The 23,412-nt window shown below is 30.7% G+C and carries 23 protein-coding genes and 1 pseudogene; 17 read left to right on the top strand and 7 right to left on the bottom strand.

Translation table 11 applies throughout. The annotated features are described in order from the left end of the window. Positions 1 to 24: 24 nt before the first annotated feature. The 4 genes from ypfJ to H8R24_RS02645 all read left to right on the top strand — a co-directional run bounded on the left by ypfJ (position 25) and on the right by H8R24_RS02645 (position 5,257). Positions 25 to 885: a KPN_02809 family neutral zinc metallopeptidase gene (gene ypfJ / locus H8R24_RS02665; protein WP_187016936.1), complete on the top strand. Its 861-nt coding sequence runs from the start codon at positions 25 to 27 to the stop codon at positions 883 to 885. A gap of 193 nt (positions 886 to 1,078) precedes the next feature. Further along, complete coding sequence (locus H8R24_RS02660) at positions 1,079 to 1,444, top strand: hypothetical protein (protein ID WP_187016937.1); 366 nt, start codon at positions 1,079 to 1,081, stop codon at positions 1,442 to 1,444. Positions 1,445 to 1,665: 221 nt separating this feature from the next. After that, a complete protein-coding gene (locus H8R24_RS02655; protein ID WP_187016938.1) occupies positions 1,666 to 2,955 on the top strand; it encodes a DEAD/DEAH box helicase in 1,290 nt (429 codons plus the stop codon). 862 nt (positions 2,956 to 3,817) lie between these two features. Next, a complete protein-coding gene (locus tag H8R24_RS02645) occupies positions 3,818 to 5,257 on the top strand; it encodes an FAD-dependent monooxygenase (RefSeq protein WP_187016939.1) in 1,440 nt (479 codons plus the stop codon). A 118-nt stretch (positions 5,258 to 5,375) separates the two neighbouring features. On the opposite strand, the pseudogene H8R24_RS02640 reads toward H8R24_RS02645, so the two are convergent. Then, positions 5,376 to 6,269, bottom strand: a pseudogene (locus H8R24_RS02640) (YifB family Mg chelatase-like AAA ATPase); the annotation flags it as partial. Between the two features lie 252 nt (positions 6,270 to 6,521). On the opposite strand from H8R24_RS02640, the gene H8R24_RS02635 reads away from it, so the two are divergent. Beyond that, positions 6,522 to 7,337 (top strand): hypothetical protein, encoded by an 816-nt coding sequence (locus H8R24_RS02635; protein ID WP_187016940.1) that lies wholly within the window; start codon positions 6,522 to 6,524, stop codon positions 7,335 to 7,337. Here the strand turns inward: H8R24_RS02635 and H8R24_RS02630 are convergent. Beyond that, entirely contained in the window at positions 7,323 to 7,601 is a 279-nt protein-coding gene (locus H8R24_RS02630; RefSeq protein WP_187016941.1) for a hypothetical protein, read from the bottom strand. The genes H8R24_RS02635 and H8R24_RS02630 overlap by 15 nt on opposite strands. A 40-nt stretch (positions 7,602 to 7,641) precedes the next feature. On the opposite strand from H8R24_RS02630, the gene H8R24_RS02625 reads away from it, so the two are divergent. After that, a complete protein-coding gene (locus H8R24_RS02625) occupies positions 7,642 to 8,112 on the top strand; it encodes a hypothetical protein (RefSeq protein ID WP_187016942.1) in 471 nt (156 codons plus the stop codon). A gap of 32 nt (positions 8,113 to 8,144) precedes the next feature. On the opposite strand, the gene H8R24_RS02620 is transcribed toward H8R24_RS02625, so the two are convergent. From H8R24_RS02620 to H8R24_RS02600, 5 genes are all read right to left on the bottom strand, one after another. Continuing rightward, positions 8,145 to 8,288 (bottom strand): hypothetical protein, encoded by a 144-nt coding sequence (locus tag H8R24_RS02620; protein ID WP_187016943.1) that lies wholly within the window; start codon positions 8,286 to 8,288, stop codon positions 8,145 to 8,147. Positions 8,289 to 8,322: 34 nt separating this feature from the next. Continuing rightward, positions 8,323 to 8,862, bottom strand: a complete 540-nt coding sequence (locus tag H8R24_RS02615) for a hypothetical protein (protein WP_187016944.1) — start codon at positions 8,860 to 8,862, stop codon at positions 8,323 to 8,325. Between the two features lie 69 nt (positions 8,863 to 8,931). After that, a complete protein-coding gene (locus H8R24_RS02610; protein WP_187016945.1) occupies positions 8,932 to 9,642 on the bottom strand; it encodes a sigma-70 family RNA polymerase sigma factor in 711 nt (236 codons plus the stop codon). Between the two features lie 66 nt (positions 9,643 to 9,708). After that, positions 9,709 to 10,266 (bottom strand): hypothetical protein, encoded by a 558-nt coding sequence (locus H8R24_RS02605; RefSeq protein ID WP_187016946.1) that lies wholly within the window; start codon positions 10,264 to 10,266, stop codon positions 9,709 to 9,711. A 165-nt stretch (positions 10,267 to 10,431) separates the two neighbouring features. Continuing rightward, the gene (locus H8R24_RS02600) at positions 10,432 to 10,623 is read right to left on the bottom strand and encodes a hypothetical protein (protein WP_187016947.1); all 192 of its coding nucleotides are present in this window, start codon (positions 10,621 to 10,623) and stop codon (positions 10,432 to 10,434) included. 965 nt (positions 10,624 to 11,588) lie between these two features. Here H8R24_RS02600 and H8R24_RS02595 point away from each other — a divergent pair. The 11 genes from H8R24_RS02595 to H8R24_RS02545 all read left to right on the top strand — a co-directional run bounded on the left by H8R24_RS02595 (position 11,589) and on the right by H8R24_RS02545 (position 23,406). Continuing rightward, positions 11,589 to 11,987: a hypothetical protein gene (locus H8R24_RS02595; RefSeq protein WP_187016948.1), complete on the top strand. Its 399-nt coding sequence runs from the start codon at positions 11,589 to 11,591 to the stop codon at positions 11,985 to 11,987. Between the two features lie 3 nt (positions 11,988 to 11,990). Then, positions 11,991 to 12,629, top strand: coding sequence for a glycoside hydrolase family 19 protein (locus H8R24_RS02590; protein ID WP_187016949.1), 639 nt, complete (start codon positions 11,991 to 11,993; stop codon positions 12,627 to 12,629). A 192-nt stretch (positions 12,630 to 12,821) separates the two neighbouring features. Continuing rightward, positions 12,822 to 13,541: a hypothetical protein gene (locus tag H8R24_RS02585; RefSeq protein ID WP_187016950.1), complete on the top strand. Its 720-nt coding sequence runs from the start codon at positions 12,822 to 12,824 to the stop codon at positions 13,539 to 13,541. Positions 13,542 to 13,543: 2 nt separating this feature from the next. Next, positions 13,544 to 14,752 carry a Clp protease ClpP gene (locus H8R24_RS02580; RefSeq protein ID WP_187016951.1) on the top strand — a complete coding sequence of 403 codons (1,209 nt, stop codon included), beginning with the start codon at positions 13,544 to 13,546 and terminating at the stop codon, positions 14,750 to 14,752. A 58-nt stretch (positions 14,753 to 14,810) separates the two neighbouring features. Then, positions 14,811 to 15,734, top strand: a complete 924-nt coding sequence (locus H8R24_RS02575) for a hypothetical protein (RefSeq protein ID WP_187016952.1) — start codon at positions 14,811 to 14,813, stop codon at positions 15,732 to 15,734. 70 nt (positions 15,735 to 15,804) lie between these two features. Next, positions 15,805 to 16,377, top strand: coding sequence for a hypothetical protein (locus H8R24_RS02570; protein WP_187016953.1), 573 nt, complete (start codon positions 15,805 to 15,807; stop codon positions 16,375 to 16,377). 92 nt (positions 16,378 to 16,469) lie between these two features. Next, positions 16,470 to 16,880 carry a hypothetical protein gene (locus H8R24_RS02565; RefSeq protein ID WP_187016954.1) on the top strand — a complete coding sequence of 137 codons (411 nt, stop codon included), beginning with the start codon at positions 16,470 to 16,472 and terminating at the stop codon, positions 16,878 to 16,880. Further along, complete coding sequence (locus H8R24_RS02560) at positions 16,880 to 18,022, top strand: phage portal family protein (protein ID WP_187016955.1); 1,143 nt, start codon at positions 16,880 to 16,882, stop codon at positions 18,020 to 18,022. Before H8R24_RS02565 ends, H8R24_RS02560 begins: the two co-directional genes overlap by 1 nt. Next, the gene (locus tag H8R24_RS02555) at positions 18,015 to 18,536 is read left to right on the top strand and encodes a DUF6712 family protein (protein ID WP_187016956.1); all 522 of its coding nucleotides are present in this window, start codon (positions 18,015 to 18,017) and stop codon (positions 18,534 to 18,536) included. The genes H8R24_RS02560 and H8R24_RS02555 overlap by 8 nt, the downstream gene beginning before the upstream one ends. Continuing rightward, the gene (locus H8R24_RS02550; protein WP_187016957.1) at positions 18,536 to 18,862 is read left to right on the top strand and encodes a hypothetical protein; all 327 of its coding nucleotides are present in this window, start codon (positions 18,536 to 18,538) and stop codon (positions 18,860 to 18,862) included. Before H8R24_RS02555 ends, H8R24_RS02550 begins: the two co-directional genes overlap by 1 nt. After that, complete coding sequence (locus H8R24_RS02545) at positions 18,862 to 23,406, top strand: alkaline phosphatase D family protein (RefSeq protein WP_187016958.1); 4,545 nt, start codon at positions 18,862 to 18,864, stop codon at positions 23,404 to 23,406. Before H8R24_RS02550 ends, H8R24_RS02545 begins: the two co-directional genes overlap by 1 nt. Positions 23,407 to 23,412: the final 6 nt, after the last annotated feature.

Below are 23,412 nucleotides of genomic sequence, written 5' to 3'. Positions count from 1 at the left end.
TACTAACAAGAAGAACAATAATTTATGAAATGGCAAGGTAGAAGAAAAAGTGACAATCTAGAAGACAGACGAGGAATGTCCTCGGGCGGTAAAACAGTTGTTGGTGGAGGAATCATCGGAATTGTGATTTTACTTTTAAACGTTTTTGGCGGAGAAAATGGACAAATGGTTGGTAATATTTTACAACAAACACAAGGCAAGCAACCTGCACAAACAGAAGCAAGAGAACTTACAGCAGCAGAACTAGAAGAACAAGCATTTGTAAATGCAGTTCTTGTAGACAATGAAGATGTATGGACTAAAATTTTCCAAGAAAACAATATGACCTACAAGCAACCTAAATTAATCTTATTTTCGGGTGCTGTAGAAACTGCTTGTGGTAATGCGACATCTGATTCTGGTCCGTTCTATTGTCCTGGAGATCAAAAAGTTTATATGGACTTAACTTTCTTTGAAGAATTAAAAACGCGTTTTGGTGCCAAAGGAGGCGATTTTGCCACGGCTTACGTAATTGCTCACGAGATAGGTCATCACGTGCAAACTTTGTTAGGAACATCGGCTAAAATGCGTGAAATGCAACAAGGAAAAAGTAAAGCCGAAGCCAACAAACTATCTGTAGCTTTAGAGTTACAAGCTGATTTTTATGCTGGATTATGGACGCATTACAACCAAAAAATGAAAGGAATTCTTGAAGACGGAGATCTTGACGAGGCCTTAAGTGCTGCGCATGCAGTAGGCGATGATGCAATACAAGCAAAAATGCAAGGTCATATAGTTCCCGAATCTTTTACGCACGGAACATCTGAACAAAGGAAATACTGGTTTATGAAAGGATATAAAACAGGAGACATCAATCAAGGTAACACTTTTGCTGAAATAAGATAAAACACTACAATACAATAGATTAAAATCGGACTTCGCGTCCGATTTTTTTTTACGCCTACTTTTTGACTGCTCCCAAATGCAATTTATCGACACTAAATTGCCATTCATCCAATGACTAAAAGGCGTCTACCTTAATAACCTAAATAGCTTACAAATTTGATCTACTTTTAGTATAATTAAAACAGTAAGCATCATGAAAAAAACAAAACAATTAGGGATATGGATGGATCATTCTGTAGCCTATGTAATGGAATTCACTACAAAACCTTTTGAAATTCAAACAATTGTCAAGGAATTTCACCGCAACGACACACTGGCTGTTCAAAAAGAAAGAAACTCATTATTTACGAGTATCAATACCTATTACAATCAAATTGCCGAAGCCATCGTTACTTACGATCAGCTTATCCTTTTTGGTCCTTCACATACTAAAGTTGATTTTTTTGACCTTTTAAGTGAAGACCACCGCTTTTTAAAAATGAAAGTCGAAATCAAGGAAACCGACAATATGAATGTAAATGAACAACATGCTTTTATACACGAATATTTCATTCAATAAATAATTCCCATAAAAAGCGCGAAAGTCTGGACCAAAACAGGCAATTCTCTAAAATTCTTATCTTAATTTCAAGAAAAATGAGCAAGAGACTAGGCTATTAAAATACTATTTACAAAACAAAATCTCGCATTAAAAAGCAGATAGAAAAAAATAGCAGTACCTTCGCGCCAAATTAAAGAAGTAAACAACCATAATAGTTGTCTACTTCATAAACACCATTTATGTCATTCAACTCATTAGGATTATCTGATGCTTTACTTAAAGCCATCACACAAAAAGGATACACAACGCCTTCACCAATACAACAAAAAGCAATACCACCCATTTTAGAAGGCAAAGATGTATTAGCATCTGCGCAAACAGGAACAGGAAAAACAGCAGGTTTTACCTTACCTATTTTACAAATATTATCACAAGGAAAACAATTAAGTCACAGGCCTATTCGTGCTTTAATCTTAACTCCTACTCGTGAACTAGCTGCACAAATATTAGCTAACATCAAGGAGTATAGTGAGTTTTTAGATTTGAATAGCGCAGTAATATTTGGTGGAGTCAATCAAAAGCCTCAAGTTGCACAACTGCGTCAAGGAGTAGATATCCTTGTTGCGACACCAGGCCGATTAATTGATTTGCAAAACCAAGGATTAATAACATTATCCAAGGTTGAAATCCTTGTACTCGATGAGGCCGATCGTATGCTAGACATGGGATTCTTGCGTGACATAGAACGTGTCATGAAGGTCTTGCCTCCAAAAAGGCAAAATTTAATGTTCTCGGCTACCTTTTCTAGAGACATCAAGAAATTGGCCATGGGAATATTAAACCACCCAGTACAAGTTGAAGCAACTCCAGAAAATACAACTGTTGACGCCATCATCCAAAAAGTTTTCCCTTCAGCCAAAGAGAAAAAAACCGAACTAGTAATTAAACTAATTACCGAAGGAGATTGGAAACAAATACTTGTTTTTACCCGTACAAAACAAGGTGCTAATAAGCTTACCGAAAGTATGATAAGCGCCGGTATCAAAGCCGCTGCCATACATGGAAACAAAGGCCAAGGAGCTAGAACTAAGGCACTCGCTGGTTTTAAAAACGGTAGCATCACCGCACTTGTAGCCACTGATATCGCTGCTCGTGGACTAGATATTCCATTATTGCCCCACGTGATCAATTTTGAATTGCCTAACATCCCCGAAGACTATGTGCACCGTATCGGTCGTACTGGTCGTGCTGGAGCTAATGGAGAAGCAATTTCACTTTTTAGTCCAGATGAGACTGTCTTTTTGCGCGATATTGAAAAACTAATTGGTATAAAATTACCAAAAGAGCAAATTAAAGGCTTTGAACCAGATCCAAACGCTTCAACCGAACCTATAAAACAAGGACAAGGAAGACCACAACGCCAATCAGCGCCACGAAAACCAAAACCAGAGGCTGGAGGTCGTACGAGCAACAACAGCTTTGGTCCAAGACGCCCATCGAACAATAATGACCGCCGCTCTTCTAAATAATAGCAGGTCATCGTATATACAGGAGCAGTACTACTTCGTCTTTCAACAACGACTAGTCCCGCTATCCATTACAAACCTTGTGAGGGCTAAACGCTAGCCCTCACAAGGTTTTTCATTTCTATCGGGGCTATATGACAAGGTGTTAATTTCCAAAACACCTAAATCGAACATTGCTTCAAATTTATAACAGACATCCATTTATTAATTTAAATTAAACATCAGCCTAATCACAACATGGAATTAAACTTCAAAAAATAATTTTAATATTTATTTTAGCCGCAATCCAATGCTTAGAATTCCTAAATTAAATCTCTTTTATAATGATTACAAATCTTATATGACAATCATTAGAAACTCTTGGTTAAAAAAATTGCTATTTTTACCAAACAAAACTATTACAAAAAAACTGCATGGCAATATTCAACCCCCGCATCAACTTTAACGGCAATGCCAAGGAAGCTTTTATTGTTTTACTAACCTGTACTTGGTGGAGATTTCGGGAACATTATACAATTCAAAGACTTAGTTAATGATCAATTTAAAATAGCTAATCATAAAGCCAACAAAATAATGCATATTGCCTTACCTATTGCACCAAAATATTGATAAAATGATCTGCCCGAAACTATGGGAAAAATATATAAAAATGAAAACCGCACTCAAATAGCAATAAGTGCCGCCAGCCACCATTTTTAACAAACTATCAGCTTCAGGCACTATTGAAGTACCACTAAACAAAAGCTTAAGGATCTTATTTTGGTATGTTTCGCGATAAATTTGGCATTAAATGGTTGATCGATTTCGATAGAAAGAAAAATTATAAAATAAAGGCAGCTTTTATTATGCTCTAAAAACAAAATAATTGGAAACTAAAAGTACACACTGGACCAGTTGTCCCGAATGTCAAGGTCGAGCAAAGAAAAGTAAAGGAATCAGCAAGAAAGCGCGAGAAACATATCAAGTAGCAATCGATACATTCGAGAAAAGCAATAAAAAAGGACCTGTACCAATTGCTCCTAAAGGGAATCTTTACTCCTGCTCAAATTGTAATGGAACCGGCCTGATACCCACACTAAACATACCAACTCCAGATACCAAAAACTACCCTACTATAGCCATCATTGGCGGCGGCATAGGTGGTATAGCGCTTGCTATTGCCTGTATGCAACGAGCAATTCCCTTTACATTGTATGAAAGAGACAACAACTTTGAAGCACGCTCACAAGGTTACGGACTTACGTTACAGCAAGCAACTAAGGCGATTCAAGCATTAGGAATATTCGATTTAAAAGAAGGAGTTATATCAACAAAGCACCTTGTACATACTACTGACGGACAAGTTATTGGAGAATGGGGTAATCGAAAATGGATGCAGCGAGATCAAAAAAAAGAGGCAAAACGAACGAACATTCACATTGCTCGGCAGTCGTTGCGTTTAGCGCTACTAGAACAGCTGGGCGGACAAGAAGCCGTAAAATGGGGGCATCAACTAATTGCCATCAAACCGAGCAATAACAAAGAACTTAATCTACAATTTGAAGTTAACGGTCAAGACCAATTTGCGAAAGCGGATCTCATAGTTGGTGCCGATGGTATTCGATCAACAGTACGTAAACTAGTTATTGGGGACTACAAAACACCATTGCGATACCTTGATTGTATTGTTATTTTAGGAATTTGTACGTTGCAATCCATAAAGAACGTTGATCGTACTTTACTGGATTCAGCAACCGTTTTTCAAACCGCTAACGGTAACGAGCGCATTTACATCATGCCTTACGACAGTAATTCGGTCATGTGGCAACTCAGCTTCCCTATGTTAGAAGACGAAGCTAAAGCCTTGAGTGCATTAGGTCCACAAGCGTTAAAAGACGAAGCAAGTCGCAGGACCCTTTGGCATGATCCCATTCCACAAATCATAGCAGCGACACAAGCGACCCAAATCTCCGGATACCCCGTATATGACCGAGAATTATTAAAACCAAACTTACTAGAAAACATAGGACCAATAACCTTAATAGGAGATGCCGCCCATCCTATGAGTCCGTTCAAGGGCCAAGGTGCAAACCAAGCCTTACTAGATGCAGTTAAGCTAGCACGAGAAATCACAAAAATGACCAAACCTGATTCCCCATGGAGAGAAAAGGGAATTCGAGAAACAATATTAAAGCAATTTGAAGCTGATATGCTAGAGCGTACCGCGGTAAAAGTAAAAGATTCGGCTGCTGCTGCCCAATTTTTACATACTAAAATGGTATTGCACGAAGCCAACCAACCTAGACGAAATATAGATCTGGACTAGTTGTTGAAACTATTAACCTCAACTCTACGAGAAAAAATAGCTTTACCTATTAGCACTTTTAGTCCGTGGCTCCGTAACAATAAAAAAACTATAAAAGTTCGCTTTCGCAAAGAAAAAGCTATCCCAACCATCCATCGCGATCCAAGCTTCTATACTGAATCGCCTCGGCTATATGAGACGATACAACTGTTGGAGCCGCGTCTAAGTCAGCTATCGTACGTGCAACTTTCAAAATACGATCGTATGCCCTAGCCGAAAGATTTAATCGTTCCATAGCCGTCTTTAATAATTGCTTAGAAGTATCATCAAGAGCACAATACTCTCTGATGTGTTTGGTATTCATTTGGGCGTTGTAATGTATATTTTCCATGTTCTCAAAACGAGTGGATTGTAGCTCTCGAGCTGCAGTAACCCTTTTACGTATATCCACACTAGCTTCTGCTTTACGGTCATCGGATAGTTTCTCAAAAGGCACAGGCGTTACTTCGATATGAATGTCAATTCGATCCAACAAAGGACCTGAAATTTTACTTAAATACCGTTGCATTTCGTGAGGAGAAGATGTTTGTGGTGCATCAGGATCATTAAAAAAACCACTCGGACTCGGATTCATACTAGCCACCAACATAAAAGAAGACGGATAGGTCACCGTAAACTTAGCTCGAGAGATCGTTACCTCTCGATCCTCCAGCGGTTGCCGCATGACTTCTAGTACATCGCGCTTGAATTCTGGTAGTTCATCAAGAAATAAAACCCCGTTGTGAGCCATGGAAATTTCACCGGGTTGCGGATAACTCCCTCCGCCAACTAGTGCTACATTAGAAATAGTATGATGTGGACTCCTAAAAGGCCGCTGATTCATCAAACCTACTTCTTTTAGCTTACCGGCCACGCTATGAATTTTAGTCGTTTCTAAGGCCTCTCGTAAAGTCATAGGCGGTAAAATACTAGGCAATCGTTTGGCGAGCATAGTTTTTCCTGCCCCTGGAGGACCAATGAGAATAAAAATGTGTCACACAAACGAACGTTTCAAAACATTGTTTATCAATTAGTTATAAATTGTTGTTTAAAAAAGTTTAAAATCATCAATTAAAATACTGTAAAAAAACGTCTAGGAACGTTAAAAGTAATAAATTAACTTTGTAATTAAACATAGTTGAAGTATGAATAAACAATCTAGGTTGATGTATCGTATAATTATGACCATTGGAACTATTATTTTAATGGTTCAACTGTATTATATTTACAAAAAAATAGCTTAATTATGATTCAAACGGGTATTAAATTAAAAAATATTGTTGATTTTCTAAAAGAATATTTAAGTGTTCTTATTGTTATACCAGCATTTATTGGTGGTATTTGGCAAGGATTTGAATTAATGTCAATTTCAATACCATATATTAGATTTTTTTCAATATCTCAAATTGTATCTGATGGAATATTGATTTTAATGTTTATAATTATTGCATTTTCATATAATTTTATTGGGTGGTTTGCTGATATATTGTTTTTTGAAAAAGGTAAACCAGAACCAGCTGAAGTGTTGAGTGCTGAAGATTATGAAATTTATAAAAGAAAGAAATTAAGATATTGGTTAATTTTTTTTATAATTTTCTACGTGTTTTCAGTTGTTTTTATTTATCGGTTATTTGATGAAAAAACAACATTATCTGATTTTAAAGGTTTAGTTGTTTCAACTTTTTTTTGTGTTTTCATACTTAATAGATGTTTAGATAATTGTTATTTTTATGCAAAAGAAAAACATAAAGAAATTTTTAAAGCTTGTAATATTTTATTATTTGTCTTGTATTTTGTTTTTGCATTATATTTTAGTAAACGAATTCATAATCTATTAATAGCACCTACCAATATAATTAATATTGAACAAGTAAAAAAAGATGTTGCTAATAAGTACCCAAATACAAAACAAGAATTCTTATACTTTAATGATAAATACATTTTTATTAAAATCATCGATAAAATAAAAATGGATAAAAAAGGAAAAGTTTTAAAACATACCAGCGAAAAAATATGCATTATGAAATTTGAAACTTTATTTGATGAATCACTTAAAAATTAATCTTGTTATTTCACCACTTATTTTAATGATATATCTATTTGGCATTTTCTTATTTGCCATACTTTGAAATGTTTTCAGCTGGAAAGGTTTAATGTTTTTGATGTTGATGTATAACCATTCATATTGATTGAATTTCTTTTTCCCAATCAAATAACCATCTCTATCTTCAATATCTTTTGTGTATATTTGAATCGATAATACAATTGATGGTACAATCCGTTTATAGATACCATTTATAATAGATATTTCATTATCTGTTAACATAGTTTAAATATCTTTATCTAAATTAAAAAAAAATACAATTATGACTGAAGAAAGAGAAAAAGAATTACAAAAAAAATCAGTTGATGAACTTAATAAAGCGTTTGATGATTGTGATGAATCAAATTTTAAGTATTTACGAAATCTTACTACATTAGCTACTGGTTTATTAGGGTTGTTAGTTTCATTAAAATCAGATGAAGCCATATCAATAAATAGTAAATACTTATTTATTTTAACTATTATGTTACTTGCTTTTGGTATTTTATTTTCGATGATTACACAGTACGAAGAAGTATATTATAAAAATAAAGATTTGGAAAATAAAATGTTTTCGTTTAGAAAAAAAAATTATAAAAAAGAATCTTGGGAATTAATCTCAATGGATAATAATGATAAATATAAACCACCAACAAAAGTATTTGTAAGAACAAAAAAAATAAGTTATGTGTGTTTATCATTGGCATTTATTTCATTAATTATTTATGTTATTTTTATTGAATTTTCATTATAAAAAAAAGCTACCAATTAGTAGCCTTTTTATAATTATTCATTATCTAATATTTCATTACTTTTCAAAAAGAATTCGTCAATCGCTTCAATAAATTCTTTTTGGTTTTGTTTATACTTGTTTATTTCATCAAGTATTTGTTTCATTATTTCTTCTTCATTAGTTGGTTGTGTGTTCATTTTGGTTAATTTGGTTTAGTTATGTTATTATTATTTAAAATGGTAATCCATCATCTTCATTATCATCTTCAACTGGTTCATTAAATTGTATTGGTGTAATTGAACCCCTGAATGCTTCATTTGATAGATTACACTTGTAGATTCCTTTGTTCATATTTCCTTTATCTTCAACATCACTTACTTGTAGATTTTTGATGATGGGTTGTTGTTCGTTGTGTGTATTGGTTGTTGTCCAAATTTTGATTGCATCATCATTGAAAAAGTTTATATATTGAATTTCAATATTTTTATTTTTGTTTGTTGGTTTTGCTTTAACTTGATGATAAACGGTTAATAAATTATTATGCTTTTTTTCTTCATAATCCCAATCAAGAAAAGCTTTTGAATCATAATTTCTAACTTTTATTTCACCAATTATTTTTGTACCACCAGAATAATAACTAATATCCCAATGCGCAAAATCATCTTTTGATTCTGCAATTACTTTGCACCAGCTTTGCGTGCTGCAAAATGTTTTAAATAATTCTCTACCATTGTTATCAGCTTTTCTATATTCATTAATTTCTATATTCATAATTTGTTTTTTATTGTTTGTTATATTAATAAATATCTAACTTTTTGAAAAAAAACAAATTATTTTTATTTATTTATTTGATTGGTCATATTTCTTATAATTTTTGTATTCATTATTTTGATATTCTTTTGTAATTCTTATTTCACTTTTATAATTATCATCATTAACACCAAAATCATTTTTTAATTTTTTCATTATCACTTGCAATTGTTGGCTAACTGCTTGTTTGCTTATTCCAAGTTTTTCTGCAATTTGTTCAACGTTTAATTCATCAACGTAACGCATCATTATTATTTGTTGATGTGATTGTTTCAACTTACTTAAACTTTGCTTTAAACGTGTTAAAATGCGTTGTTTTTCATCATCATTATCATCTTCAACTTCATCACCAGCCAACATATCACCAATTGTTGTTGAACCCTCTTCACTTATTGGTGTTGATGTGTTTATTGTTGGTACACTTGTTGGATTATTTGGATTGTGATTGGTGTGATTAACATTTAGTTGTGATTGTGGTATTCTTATTACTTTAACATTATCGTTGATATAGTTTAACATACGACCTCTTAACAAGTTGATTGTGTAACCGTGAAACGTTCCTTTATCTTCTTGATGTTTGGTAAAGCTTTCATATAATGCTAAACGTCCAATTTGCAAAAGGTCTTGATAGTGTTCATCTATATTGAATCGTTGTGCAACAACTTGAATATATCTTTCAGCATTTTTTAGTGTAAGTTCGAATGTATCTAATTTTTGTATTTGTTTCTTTTCTATTTTCAATTTTCATAATAGTATTTTTTTTGCGTTATTTTCTTTTAAAATGGTTCGCAATTGCGAACCAATATATTAATTCAGTATTCTATTATTCTGTTTTGATAAACGTTCTTGTTCATCTATTTTAAATTGTTCTTGTTTTGAAATTATTGGTTTTGGTTGGTAATTCATCCAATCAAACAAACTATCACTTTCATTTGCTTGTTCAGATTCAATTATTTCGTCTTTTGTTATATCAACTATCACTTCTTTACTTTCGTTGTTTATATCAATTGTAATTAGCTCGGTTTGTACTTCAACTTTTGAATTTGTTTGTTTTAAATCACCGTATTCACTAATTACATAATCCCAAACATTTTTTCTATTTGTTTTTTGAGTTTGAATTATGTAACCTTCATTTTCAAGATTGTTAATTGCTCTACCAATTGTTTTAGTTGTTTTGCCAAATCGGTTAGCGTATGTTAATACGTTGAATTTAAAATCATCAGAATCTGAAAGAATACTGAAAAATAATCTTACTTCAAAATCACTTAGTTTGTTATTGTGTAAGATGTGTAATGAACCGTTGAAGTATGTTCCTTTGGGTTTGTTGTTATTTCTAATTACATTTTTTGTGTTGTTGTTTTTCATTTTGGTTAATATTCTACTTTTGTTATTATATTTTTCTACCTTATAGGTAGTAGAACCAGCAGTTGGTTGCAATCCAATTTATCTGCTGGAAACCTAGATTTGAAAACTTTACTGTTTATTATAAATATATCAGTTTTTGTAAAAAGACAAATTATTTTTTTTTATTTATTTTGGATTAACTCTATCAATAATTGTATATCTGTTACGCTTGAAATTTGCACCATCTTCAAATAATAAATCTTTGAATTGACTGTAATAATATTGTTTACTTACTGTTATTAGTTGATATATCTCAACATCATTATCCGCTTCACCTATTTCACTTCCATTTTTAAATAATATATATCTTTTTTTCATCAACTGTTGTTTATCCTTTATGTTATTATGATACAAAGGTACTATTAACATTTCAAAATGTCAATGTTTTTTGTAAAATAAATGCAAAATAATTTGGTATTGTAAAATATTATGTTATAACTTAATTTAGTTATAAAAATATTTGTAGTGTTTTCAGGTGTTTAAGTGATTTTATTTTGGGTTTACCTGACGTTTATAAGTTAATTGTGTTATGAAAAAGTAAGAAATATTTTAATTAATGTTGAAGTGGTTTTATCTCATAGGACAAAAATGTCGTGCGACAAAAATGTCTTATGAATATTATATTTATTTCATAGGACAAAAATGTCGTGCGACAAAAATGTCTTATTTAACTAACCAATCTTTGTGGATATACTTTGAGTATAATAAAAAGAGAAAATAAAAAAAATAATATTAAATAAAAAAGAAATATTAATAATAATGATTATGCCTACTGGCGTAGCCATAATGTAAAATGCAGCTTCGCAAAGATTTCAAAGTTGATATTAATTTTTATTTATATTTTTTAATTTCTTTATTTATTTTAACTTAATAATATTTACCAGTTACAATATCAAACAATATCAACGTAAACGAATTTTCACCAGTTGTAACACAAAGTATATAAGATACACTTCAACGTAAAATAAGAAGATTTAAGCAATGATAACACACAAATAATAAAGTAATACTTCAACTCAAAGTTTATTCATTTACATCAACGTAAAGTGATTGAAACAATATCAACTAAAAGATTTTTAAGTTACACTTCAACGCAAAGTTGATAACATTCCAACGCTTCGCAGTAAAGTACCTACCATTTCACACTTTTTTATAATGGAAAATAACACACTTTTCGTGTGTTATTGTGGAAAAAAAAGTATTGTCAAATATTTATACTGGAAAATAAAACCTTTACATTCATCATTCAACATAGTATTATTTAAGTTATAAATACTTAAATAATGACAATAACAGTTACACAACAAAATCTTAAAAAATATCAACCATTTGTTATTAATGTTGATGAATGTGGTACAACACATCAAGTTGATATTGATGGTATTGGTGTACTTAACTTTTTAGAACCAATATCACCAGAATTACTTGTTGAAATACGTACAAATATTGATAATCAATTAACCAAATACTTTGAAGATATACCAGTTGACCCATCAACACTTGGTTATACATTCAATATTACACCACAAAACAAACTAGATAGAACACTAAACGCTGAAATTATCCAACTATCAGCAACATTTTTTGTTGAATCAATTGAAAATGGTAACAATACAGCACAATTAGCTTTAATCAAGATAATCACATTGATAATCTTGCAAGAAATAATGGTACTACCTTAACTTATGAGTACCAAAATCAAACAATTTCAAGTTCAATATGGACTTGTTTCTGATGGTATTTTAGGCAAAATCACCATCAACAAGCTAAAAGAAGTGCTATCAATTGAAACTGATGAACAAATTGCACATTTTTTGGGTCAAACTGCTCACGAATCAGGCGATTTTAGTGTAGATACTGAAAATTTGATGTATTCGGTTGCTGGATTACTTTCAATCTTTAAAAAGTACTTTAAAACGATTGTTGAAGCTAAAAAATACGCAAAACAACCAATTAAAATTGCAAATAGAGTTTATGCAAACCGAATGGGTAATGGTACTGAATCAACTGGTGATGGTTGGAAATATAAAGGCAGAGGTGCATTACAATTGACAGGAAAAGATAATTATCAACTGTTTTCAAATTGGATTGGTGAAGATTGTGTGAAAAATCCAGAACTGGTTGCTGGTAAATACTTTTTTGAATCAGCTAAATTTTATTTTGATACAAATCACCTTTGGAAATATACAACAACAGTTGATGATGATTCAATTACCAAAATAAGCAAAGCAATTAATCTTGGTAATGCAAATAGTAAAGCAACACCAAATGGATTAAGTGAAAGAATTGATAAAACTTTCGAAATATATCAACAATTAAAATAAACTATAACAAACCAGCTTCAATAGCTGGTTTTTTTATACTCAAAAACTAACAAAAGTTACACACCACTTTACTTTGTCCTATACACCAGTACTATTATAAGTATGAATATAGGAACAATCTACATAAACGGTGTTTTCCTATTTACTTTTTCCAAAATGAATATATATTCTAAATAAAAAAGAATATAAATTATGAATAAACAGGAAAAAAGACTTGGTGAAGTATATGTAACAAATGAAGGTTACAAAATTGAAATTATTGAATATAGTGGTAGTAATAAATATGTAATACGATTTGTTGATAATAATTACACAAGGAAAAATGTACAATTCACAAGTATATCAAGTGGAATTATTAAAAATGTTTACCATAAATCAATATTTGGTATAGGGTTTATTGGTGAGGGAGAATTTATAACAAGTGTAGATGGAAAAAACATTAAATCTTATGAAAAGTGGCGTGATATGTTAAGAAGATGTAATTGTGAAAAAACATTAATTAAACATCCTAGTTACAAAGATTGTTATGTGTGTGATGAATGGCATAATTATCAAAATTTCGCAAAATGGTATTATGAAAATAATATTGAAGAATATCAATTAGATAAAGATATTTTAAAAAAAGATAATAAATGTTACTCACCTGAAACTTGTCTTTTTGTTCCACAAAGAATTAATTCTTTGTTTACAAATGATAGTAAAGGTTCATCAATTCGACCAAGTGGAAAAAATAAATATGCTGCAAGATTAAGATTTGGTATAACAAAACATTTAGGGGTTTTTAATACATATCAAGAAGCATTTGAAGCTTTTAAAAAAGCAAAAGAAATATATATTCACAATATAGCTGATGAATATAAAAACAAGATAAGTGATAAAGCTTTTAAAGCTTTAAAAGAATATAAAAGTTAAATATGGATTCAAAAATAGGTGTATTGTATGTGAATGGTGTTATAGGTCAAGATACAACATTACTTGATGTTATAAAACAAGTAAAAAATCAATCTGATTCAACTGAATTTTTAGTAAAAATTGATTCAGTTGGTGGTTATGTTGATGCTGGTAATGATATATACAATTATTTGAAAAATCTATCAATTCCAGTTACAACTTATACAACAAAAGCATATTCAATTGCTAGTGTAATCTTTATGGCTGGTTCAACTAGAATAATACCAGCTGATGCACAAGATGCTTTAATGATTCATTTGCCTTGGATGGAAGCGGTTGGTGATTATTCAACACTTTCAGACCATTTAAACGAATTAAAAGCAACCGAGGATAAACTAGTTAAATTTTATAGTGAAGCAACTGGAATTGATAAAGATACAATTCATTCATTATTGAAAAGTGAAACATATTTATCAGCTGAACAAGCAAAAGATTTTGGTTTTGCAACTGAATTATCAATTCAACAAAAAGCGGTTGCAATGTTAACCTTAAATAATAATAACAAAGAAATAAAAGAAAGTTTAATGAATAAACTAGAAAGAAAAATAGATTCAATTATGAATCTTTTAACTGGAAAAATTAAAGCTGAAAAAGTGGTACAAGATGCAACTGGATTGGAATTGAAATTTCCTGAACTTGAATCAACAGATACAGTTGAAGTTGATGCAAAAGTAACACTTGATGGTAAAGATGCTGATGGTGAATTTTTATTACCTGATGGTTCAACAATCGTAACAGTAAAAGGTAAAGTAAGTGAAATTAAACCAGCTGATGTTGTTTCAACAGAAGATGTACCAGCAGAAGATGCACCAGTTGCAATTGAAGTTGAAGAAATTTCAAATGAAGATTTACCAACTGATGCAACACCAGAAGAAAAAGATGCAATGATTGCTGACTTGCAAGAACAAGTAATAGAATTGAAAGCAAAACTAGCTGAATATGAAGTTGAAGAAGTTGTTGAAGAAACGGTAGATGTTGAAGAAGTTAACAAGATGGTTGAATTAATTGAAGCAATGGCAATTAAACAAGTTGAAATGGAAAATAAATATTTAGCACTTGCAAAAAGTGTTAGTTCAGATTTTACATCAACAAACAAAAAAGAAATTAAAACGAGTGTAAAAGGTAGTACTGAAAATATGTCACGTGCTATGCAAATATTAAACTCAAAATAATAAAAAAATAACATAAAGAAGTTGAAATAAACTTCAAAAAAATTAAAAAATTATTAATATGGCTTATAGCGTATCATCATTAACAGATTATGTTAATGAACAAAATTTCCCAATTTTAAAAGCATCTGTTTTAGGTGCAAAAACTGCATCTATTTTCACACTTCAAACTGGTATCAAATCTAGTGCAGCTTTAAACATTATGGCAGTTGATGCCAAATTGCAAGATGATAGCGTTGGAGCATCAACTGATGGAGGTTCAAACGTAACATTTTCACAAAGATTAATTACAGTTGCACCTATTGCAGTTCGTGAATTCTTTGACCCAAAATTGCTTAATGCAAAATATCTACAATCTCAAATTAAATCTGGTTCTGCTGATAATGAATTAGTATTTGAGGCTGAATTGATGGAAGAAGTTGTTAAGGTTGTTAACAAAAAAAATGAAGTTGCTTTATGGCAAGGTGATACAAGTTTAACTGGTTCAACTGATTTAATGCACTATGACGGTTATTTAAAATTACTTGATACTGCATCAGCTAGTACAACTAATGTAACAGCTGCAACTTTCACAAGTTCAAACGCAATCGCTTTTGTTGATGCTGTTTATACAGCTATTCCAGTTGAAGTATTGGATGCTGATGATATGGCAATCTATATGGGTCGTGAATATTTCAGAACATACACAACTGCTTTGAAAAATGCAAACTTATTCCACTATGGAGCAGATTCAACTGATGGTGAAATTGTAATTCCTGGAACTCAAATTAAAATCTATGCTTTAAACGGTTTAAACTCAACTAAACGTGTTGTAGCTGGTAGAAAATCAAATTTCTATGTTGGTTGTGATTTGGATGGTGAAGAAGACAATGCAAGTGCAGTTTACATTGACCAAACAGAAAGAGTAAAATTAAAAATTGCTTACAAATACGGTGCGCAAGTAGCATTCCCAGCTGAAATTGTAGTTGGTAGAGTATCAGCATAACAATAAAAATATATGGGGTGTTATTCACACCCCATTATTAAAATAACATAAAAAAAAATATAATATATATATGTCTTGTATAAATAAATTAACTGCTAATATCGCTTATGACTGTACACCAGCCAATAGAGCAAAAGGTGGTTTAGAAACTTCAGCGGTTATTATAAATGTTGAAGATATTGACAAAACAGCACTTACATCTAGTGGTGCAACTATTACGAATTTATCATTGAATGCTGGAAAAACTGGTTATTCAATTGAATGGATAAAACAACTTGGAAACACAACATCTGAATTTAGTGTTAATGATGGTTTAGATACATTCACACACGGTTTTGCTTGTAGAGTGTTTGGTCAAAGTGCTGCTGATGCGGAAAGAATTAAAGAATTAAGCACATCGGAAGTAGTAGTTGTTGTAGAAACAAAATATAAAGGAACTGGTAATGTAGATTCTTATAAAGTTTTCGGTATCGAAAACGGATTAAGAATGTCAGAGGGTTCATTTACTAGTCTTGAAAATGATGGTTCATTTGTTTTCACATTATCAAGTGTTGAAAACTTTGGTGAAACATATCCATACCAAGTTTATCTTGAAGGTAGTTATTCAGCATCAACAGCTAAATTTAATACACTTTTTGTTTAAACATAATAAGTTTTACTAACTAAAATAATATAGTATAATTAAGGGTAGATGGTGTATAGCTATCTACCTTTTTTTTTATAAAACAAATGAATATGAACAACGAAAGATTAAATGAATTACTTACAAAAGAATATTCAACTTTATCAACAAATGAAAAAAGTGAAATAACAAAATTTTATGTTGATTTACATAAAATTAAAGGTTGTAAGAGTTGTAAAGATAAAAGTGAAATGTATTACAATAAACTTAAAAATGATAGCTTAAAAACGCTCAAAATAAGTATTGATAATATTGAATTAAATGAGGGTAGTTTTAAATTAAGAACAAATCTAGGGGTAACTAAAATTTTATTTGATAATGGTCAATATATATCATTTGATGAATGTGATAATGATGTTGCATTAGGATTCCTTGAAGCCAATCAAAACAGAATATCAATGTTTGAAAAATATCCAGAAAACTGGAAAGAATTAATAACAAAAATGAATAATAAAATGGAATAATGAGGATAAAATTAGTTGATATTGATAATAGATTATCGATTAAATACAATAAACAAGATGATGTTTTTTCTTGGGGTGTTGATAATGCTTATCCATCATTAGTTAATTCACTTATTAATTCATCAGTAACCGCAAAACAATGTGTTGATTTAAACAGTAAGTACTTATATGGTAAAGGATTTGAATTTGCAAGTGGAATTAAAGACAAATCAAGTCTTATTGTTAATAAAAGAGGTGTAAACATCAATCAATTATTAAGAATCGTTACACGTGAATTTTCGGGTCAAAATAATCTTTTTTTACACATCAATTACAACGCACTTTATCAAGTTACAAGTGTTGATATGTTAAGTTGTGAAGATGGTAGAATTGGTAAAAATGATTCAACTGGTTATTCAGGAAAATATATTGTTTATGATAACTGGGATAAATCAAAAGGTAAAAAGATTGAAAAAAAAGACTACAACATTATTGATAAATACAATCCAAATCCAGCAGTAATTGATGCGCAAGTAAAAAGTGCAGGTGGTTGGAACAAATATAAAGGGCAAATATTACACATAACAAGTGATTATAATGAATTGTATTCATTAAGTGATATTGATAGTGTTGTATATGATGCTGATTCAGAATTTCAAGCTGCATTATTTAAAAATAGTGGATTACGTAAAGGGTTTTTTGGTGCAAAATTATTTGTTGTTAAACCATTTTCAAGTGATTCTGAAAGAAAAGATTTTGAAAATACAATAAATGATTTAAAAGGTTCAGAAAATTCAAGTGGTGTGTTATTACTTGAATCTAATGCTGAAAGTGATGTATTAAGTGAACAATTTTTAATACAAGATATTAATTCAAATATCAATGATAAACAATTTGAATCTAGTGAAGCTTCAAGTGCTAAAAATATTAGAAAAGCATTTGGAATACCATCAATTTTAATTGAAGATTCAGATAATTCAATCTTTGGTAATAGTGGTGAATTGTTATTACAAGCTAAACAAATGCACTGGGATAATAAAGAAGAAGAAAGACAAATTATTGTTGAAGCTTTTGAAATGTTATTTTCAAATTTTGCAAAACCAATCAATCCAACCAATGATTGGTCAATAACACCAATATTTAAAACACAAACAAATGAATAACTTATTAACACCAGAACAAATAAAATCATTTAAGGATATAGGTAATAAAATTGATGATAAAAAAATCATTCCAATCATTGAACAAGCACAAATTGTTGAATTAAAAGAAGTATTAGGTGATAGATTCTATTTTGATGTTATTGCTAATAAAGATAATGTTGAATATTCAGATTTATTTACTGGGTCAACTTTCACTTATTACGATGTAAACTATTATCAAGATGGTTTAAATGCACTTTTAAGTGATTATTTTATGTCAAAGTACATTTTACAAGTAAATACGAATTTAACACCATTTGGAGCAACACAAAAGACTGGAAATGATAGTGAACCAACAGAAAGAAATACACTAAAAGATATAAGTACACAACAACTACAATTAGCTGGTGCAAGATGGGAAATAATCAAAATGTACTTGGATGTACATTTAACTAAATTTCCTAATTGGAAATTTAACATAAATGGCGAAGTAAATTCTGAACCATATAGAACACTAAAATTTAGAAAAATATAATGATTTTAATTAACAATGAAGATGAGGATTATTTCAGACTTAATGGGATAAAATATACCAAAAATTTTATAATTATTAAACAAGGCTTAGAAAACATAAGTGTTCACAATATATATGATACTAAGCAAAATATTCTTTCATCAACTCACTTTAGCCAAATATCTGTTGGTGGTAATATTTATAACAATCAAATCGATTTGATAGATAATTTAACATCAATCTTATTCACAAAAAAAATACATATACCATCAACAACGGTATCAACATCAACACCATCGGGAATACCAGCAAATGGTGATGAATGGATTACTTATTCAGCTATATAATGGTAAAAAATATAATGATAGGTGGTTTAACCCACCAAGAAGCAACAATTGTTGGTAAAGTTCCGTATGCACTACCATCAGAAATTAATGAACCAAAAGTATATACAATGACTTTTGACCAATCAACAGTAAGAATATATGTGAATGGTGAACTTATTAGTTCAGCTGCAAATGCTGGAAACTGTAAATATTTAGGTGATATTTTTATTGGTGCTGATTATGATGATACAGAATTTTTTAAGGGTATTATTCCAACATTAGCATTTTACGATAAAGCCTTACCAGATACACAAAGAATATTACTTGAAAATTGGTTAGCTGATAGATGGCTACCAACAGGAACTGTTATGGCTAGCGGTCACACAGTTACTACATCAGCAGGAACAAAACCAACTTGGACTACTACAATTGGACAACCTTTTATGGATTTTGATAGTGAAGGATTAAATTTAAGTGGTGGTACTAGAGTAACTGGATGGACAGATTCAACATCAGTAGGTACAATAAGAGTTGCAACACCTAAAGCTGGTACAACAGCTGGTGTAAGAACTGTTAAATCAAAGAATGCTTTATATCTGGATAATGCAACATATTTTAAAATTCCAATTTTAGATACTGCTGCCAATTCACCAGACCCAATTACAGTAATTTTTGTTGCACAATTTGATGATTTTGATGCAACATCTTATGGTGGTCAAACAGCACAAACATTACTTGGTGCAGCTAATAATGCAGCTATTAGAATTAAGAAATATGATTCTGATAATTATTTGAGTGTAAGATTTGGTACAAATACTAGTGGTTACTCAAATTTAGAAATACCAAAATCAAAAGTATTAACATCATCAATAGCTTCAACACCAAGTAATGTTAAAGTTATATTATCAACTAATACTGGTTTCACATCTTCATTTGATTCAACTGTATTAATTGCAAATCCAACAACAAACTATGGTACAACTAAACATACTTTATCGGGTTTAACTGCTGATACAACATACTATGGTAAATTCATTGTAGATGATGTTGTTGAAACTGGTAATACTTTTACTTTTAAAACACTTTCAAACACAAGAAAAAGTTTTAAAATAATTACTGGAAGTTGTAACAGAACAGCATCATCAGCTTCAACTTGGAACGAAATGTTAACTGAAAATGCTGATATGTTTGTACATCAGGGTGATTTACATTATGAAAACATTTCATCATCAAATCCACAAGATTATGCAACTGTAACTGATTTGGCTTTAAGTAGTTCACAAATGACTAATTTTTTCAAAAATCAACCAACAGTATATTTATATGATAACCACGATTCATTAGGTGCAAATCCTAATAAAGATAATGATTGGAGTACTTATTTACCATTTTATGATACGGTCTTTCCAAATTACCCGTATGGTTCAAATACACCATTAACTGATGGAACTTATTTCAGTTGGAAAATGGGAAGGACTAGATGTATAATAACTGGTATGAGAACACATCGTAACCCAATACAAGATGTTGATGATTCAACAAAAACAACATTGGGTACAGTTCAAAAAGAGTGGTTAAAAAGTGAATTATTAGCAGCTAAAAATGGTGGTGAAAACATTATTTGGTTTAGTCCAATTACATACAATGCTGATATTAATAATCCATTAGGACAAAGTTTTTTAAATGGTGGTATGACTTGGGGAAGTTTTGCAACTGAACGAAAAGAAATAGCTAATTATATTTATTCCAATCAAATAAATAACATAACAATTGTTACAGCTGATGCACATTTACAAGCAATTGATGATGGAAGAAATACAGTATATGCAACTGATATAAGTGGTAATACATTAAACTGGTCAACACTAGATGAAAAGTATTTAATACCAAATTTAGCAGCTTCACCAATTGACCAATATAATGATATTGAAGGTGGTCCTTGGCAAATAAATTCAACTGAAAATTCAGGTGGTATGTATCCAAGTTATGAACAATCTTATGGAGTGGTTGAAGTAACTGATGAAGGTGAAAATTGGATTCAAATTAGATTAATTCTTAAAGGTTTTGATGGTTTAGAATGGGTTACAATTAGAGAATTTGCATACAATAGACCAATGGACGGTACAGCTGGAACACCACCATCATTAACACCTAACATACCAAATCAAAAAGGTTATGTTGGTAAATCAAATGAATGGAATGAAATAGAAAAAAGATATATTGGTGTTGTTGATACTTGGAAGGAAACAAAGTTTAAATATGTAGGTAAAAATGGTTATTGGAAATTGGTTTATAATGATAATGAAATTGATACCGATGCACCATTTTACATTACAAGCTTACAGGGTTATACATTGAATGCTGGTAACAGTTTAGAAGTATATGGAAAAAAACTATTAGATAGTCAATTTGTATCACCAAAAGCTGGTTCACATTTTGAATTAAAACAAAATTATTCTGATATTTTTGATAATCTTTCAAATGGTTCATTAATTGGTACTGGTGCAACTTTTACAGTTGTTGATGATGTACAATCATTGAAACTAAATACAACCAATACTTATTTTCAATTACCATCTGACCCTGATTCAGGTTTTGATTCAACAGCATTTTTTGGTGCTGATGGGTTAAATGATACTGTATTTGCAGTATGGGTTCATATACCAGCTTTACCATCGACTGGAACAACTAAATATATTTATCATTATGGTATTACATCAGATTATGGTAGTATGTATATTGATTCAAATGGTAAGGTTAATATTGAATTTTACAAAGCATCAACTTTACAAAAATACACAACAGCTGAATCAATTGTTATAGGTTGGAATCAAATTTGTTTAAATAGAAAAGGTAATAGTAATGATTATACTTTTATTTATCTAAATAATGCAAAAGCAACAGTTAATTTTAGTGGTTTAACAGTTCCAACATCAACAACTGCATACCCAATAAATATTGGTGCAGGATTGATTTCGGGTGTTACAACTAGTTCAAGTGGATATTCATTTGCAAATATATATATAAGATACCGTGGTTATATAAGTGAAAATCAAATTAATATTTTAGCAACTAAACCAACACCAGTAGTTGTTTTTCAAGCTAAAAATAATCCATTAGTTGAATATACAGTTGATGAAAGTTGGATTGGTAGATACACTAATGAAATTACGACTTTTACAATACCACCAACATCAGAACTACCAAATGGTGAATACTATTTGAAATTGGAATCTGAATTACACACATCAGCACTATTATTAGTTAATATTCAAGATGTTGTAGTTGAAACTGAATCTTTTTTTGATGATTTTAAAAATCCTGATACATTAAGAAATAACTATTATGTTTTAAATCGTGCTTGGGGTGGTGCAAATGGTGGTGTTGTTCCAGATAATGTTTTTTTAAGAAATGATGAACTTATTCTAAAAGCAAATGGTGATAATTATACTGGTACAACACAAGGTGTTGATAGGGATGGAATAAAAAAAATACATACAAACGTATCAGACCCACAATTTGGTGAACCTTGGACTAATAGAGTTGGTGGGTGTATTGTTTATAATAAAAGAACTGGTTTTGGTTCTTATGAAATTGAAGCTTTAATACCAAATCAATTGGGTGTGGCTTATGCTATGTGGACTTTTTTTTATAATGAAATTTATCCAACTGACCCACGTTATCCACAATTTATTGGTGAAGCTTATGAAACTGTTGATGTTATTAATATAATAGAATCAGGTTATACCATCAATAATACAATTGATGATTATGGTATAATTAGTTATGGAACTAATTTTAATATTGGAGATAAATTTATAATTGACCAAGATGTATCACAAACAATTTATACTTGTGTGGGAAATGAACCAAGTGTAGTTTATTATAACCCAACAACTTTTTTAACGGTTGGTAATACATTTAGTAAAATTGTAATAACTACTGAACAATCCCCAACTAATAACGAGGGATTACACGAACAAGGAACAGTTGATGATGGTTTTTATATAACAAGAAACCACGAAATTGATATAGAATTTCCATCACATTTAGACGGTGGTACATTATCAAATCCATCATTAAGCAATATGAAATGTAATACTTGGAGAGGTGAGCTAAAGAATTGGGATGTAGCAACAACCGACCCATCATATTGGGAAGAGTATAGAGATAATTTAACATCAGTTGGTTTTAATATTGCTGATGGTGATTACCACAAATTAAGATTTGATTGGTATCCAGATAGAGTTGAATTCTATGTTGATGATTTATTAAAAAGAACAAACATCAACACATTAAGTGGTGATACTGTTCCAGATATAAGTGGTTTTTTCACATTTGGTGTTTGGTTTCCATCATCACCATTACCATCATCACCTTGGTTAGTTAACCCAAATAATGCTTGGGCTGGTGGTGTTGTTGATACTGATGGTGGTATGAAAGCTGATTTTGAATCTATTGAAATGAGGGTCAAAAGTTTTAGTTTCACTCCATTTAATGAATATGTTAGTGAACAAAGAAATGAGGGTGAAACTTATCCATTTGGTGGTTACAACAAAAAATAACATTAA

The sequence above is a fragment of the Flavobacterium muglaense genome (assembly GCF_014305155.1).
GTDB classification, from domain to species: Bacteria; Bacteroidota; Bacteroidia; order Flavobacteriales; family Flavobacteriaceae; genus Flavobacterium; species Flavobacterium muglaense.
Note: the sequence above shows the minus strand (reverse complement) of the source record. Positions and strands in the feature narration are given on the sequence as shown.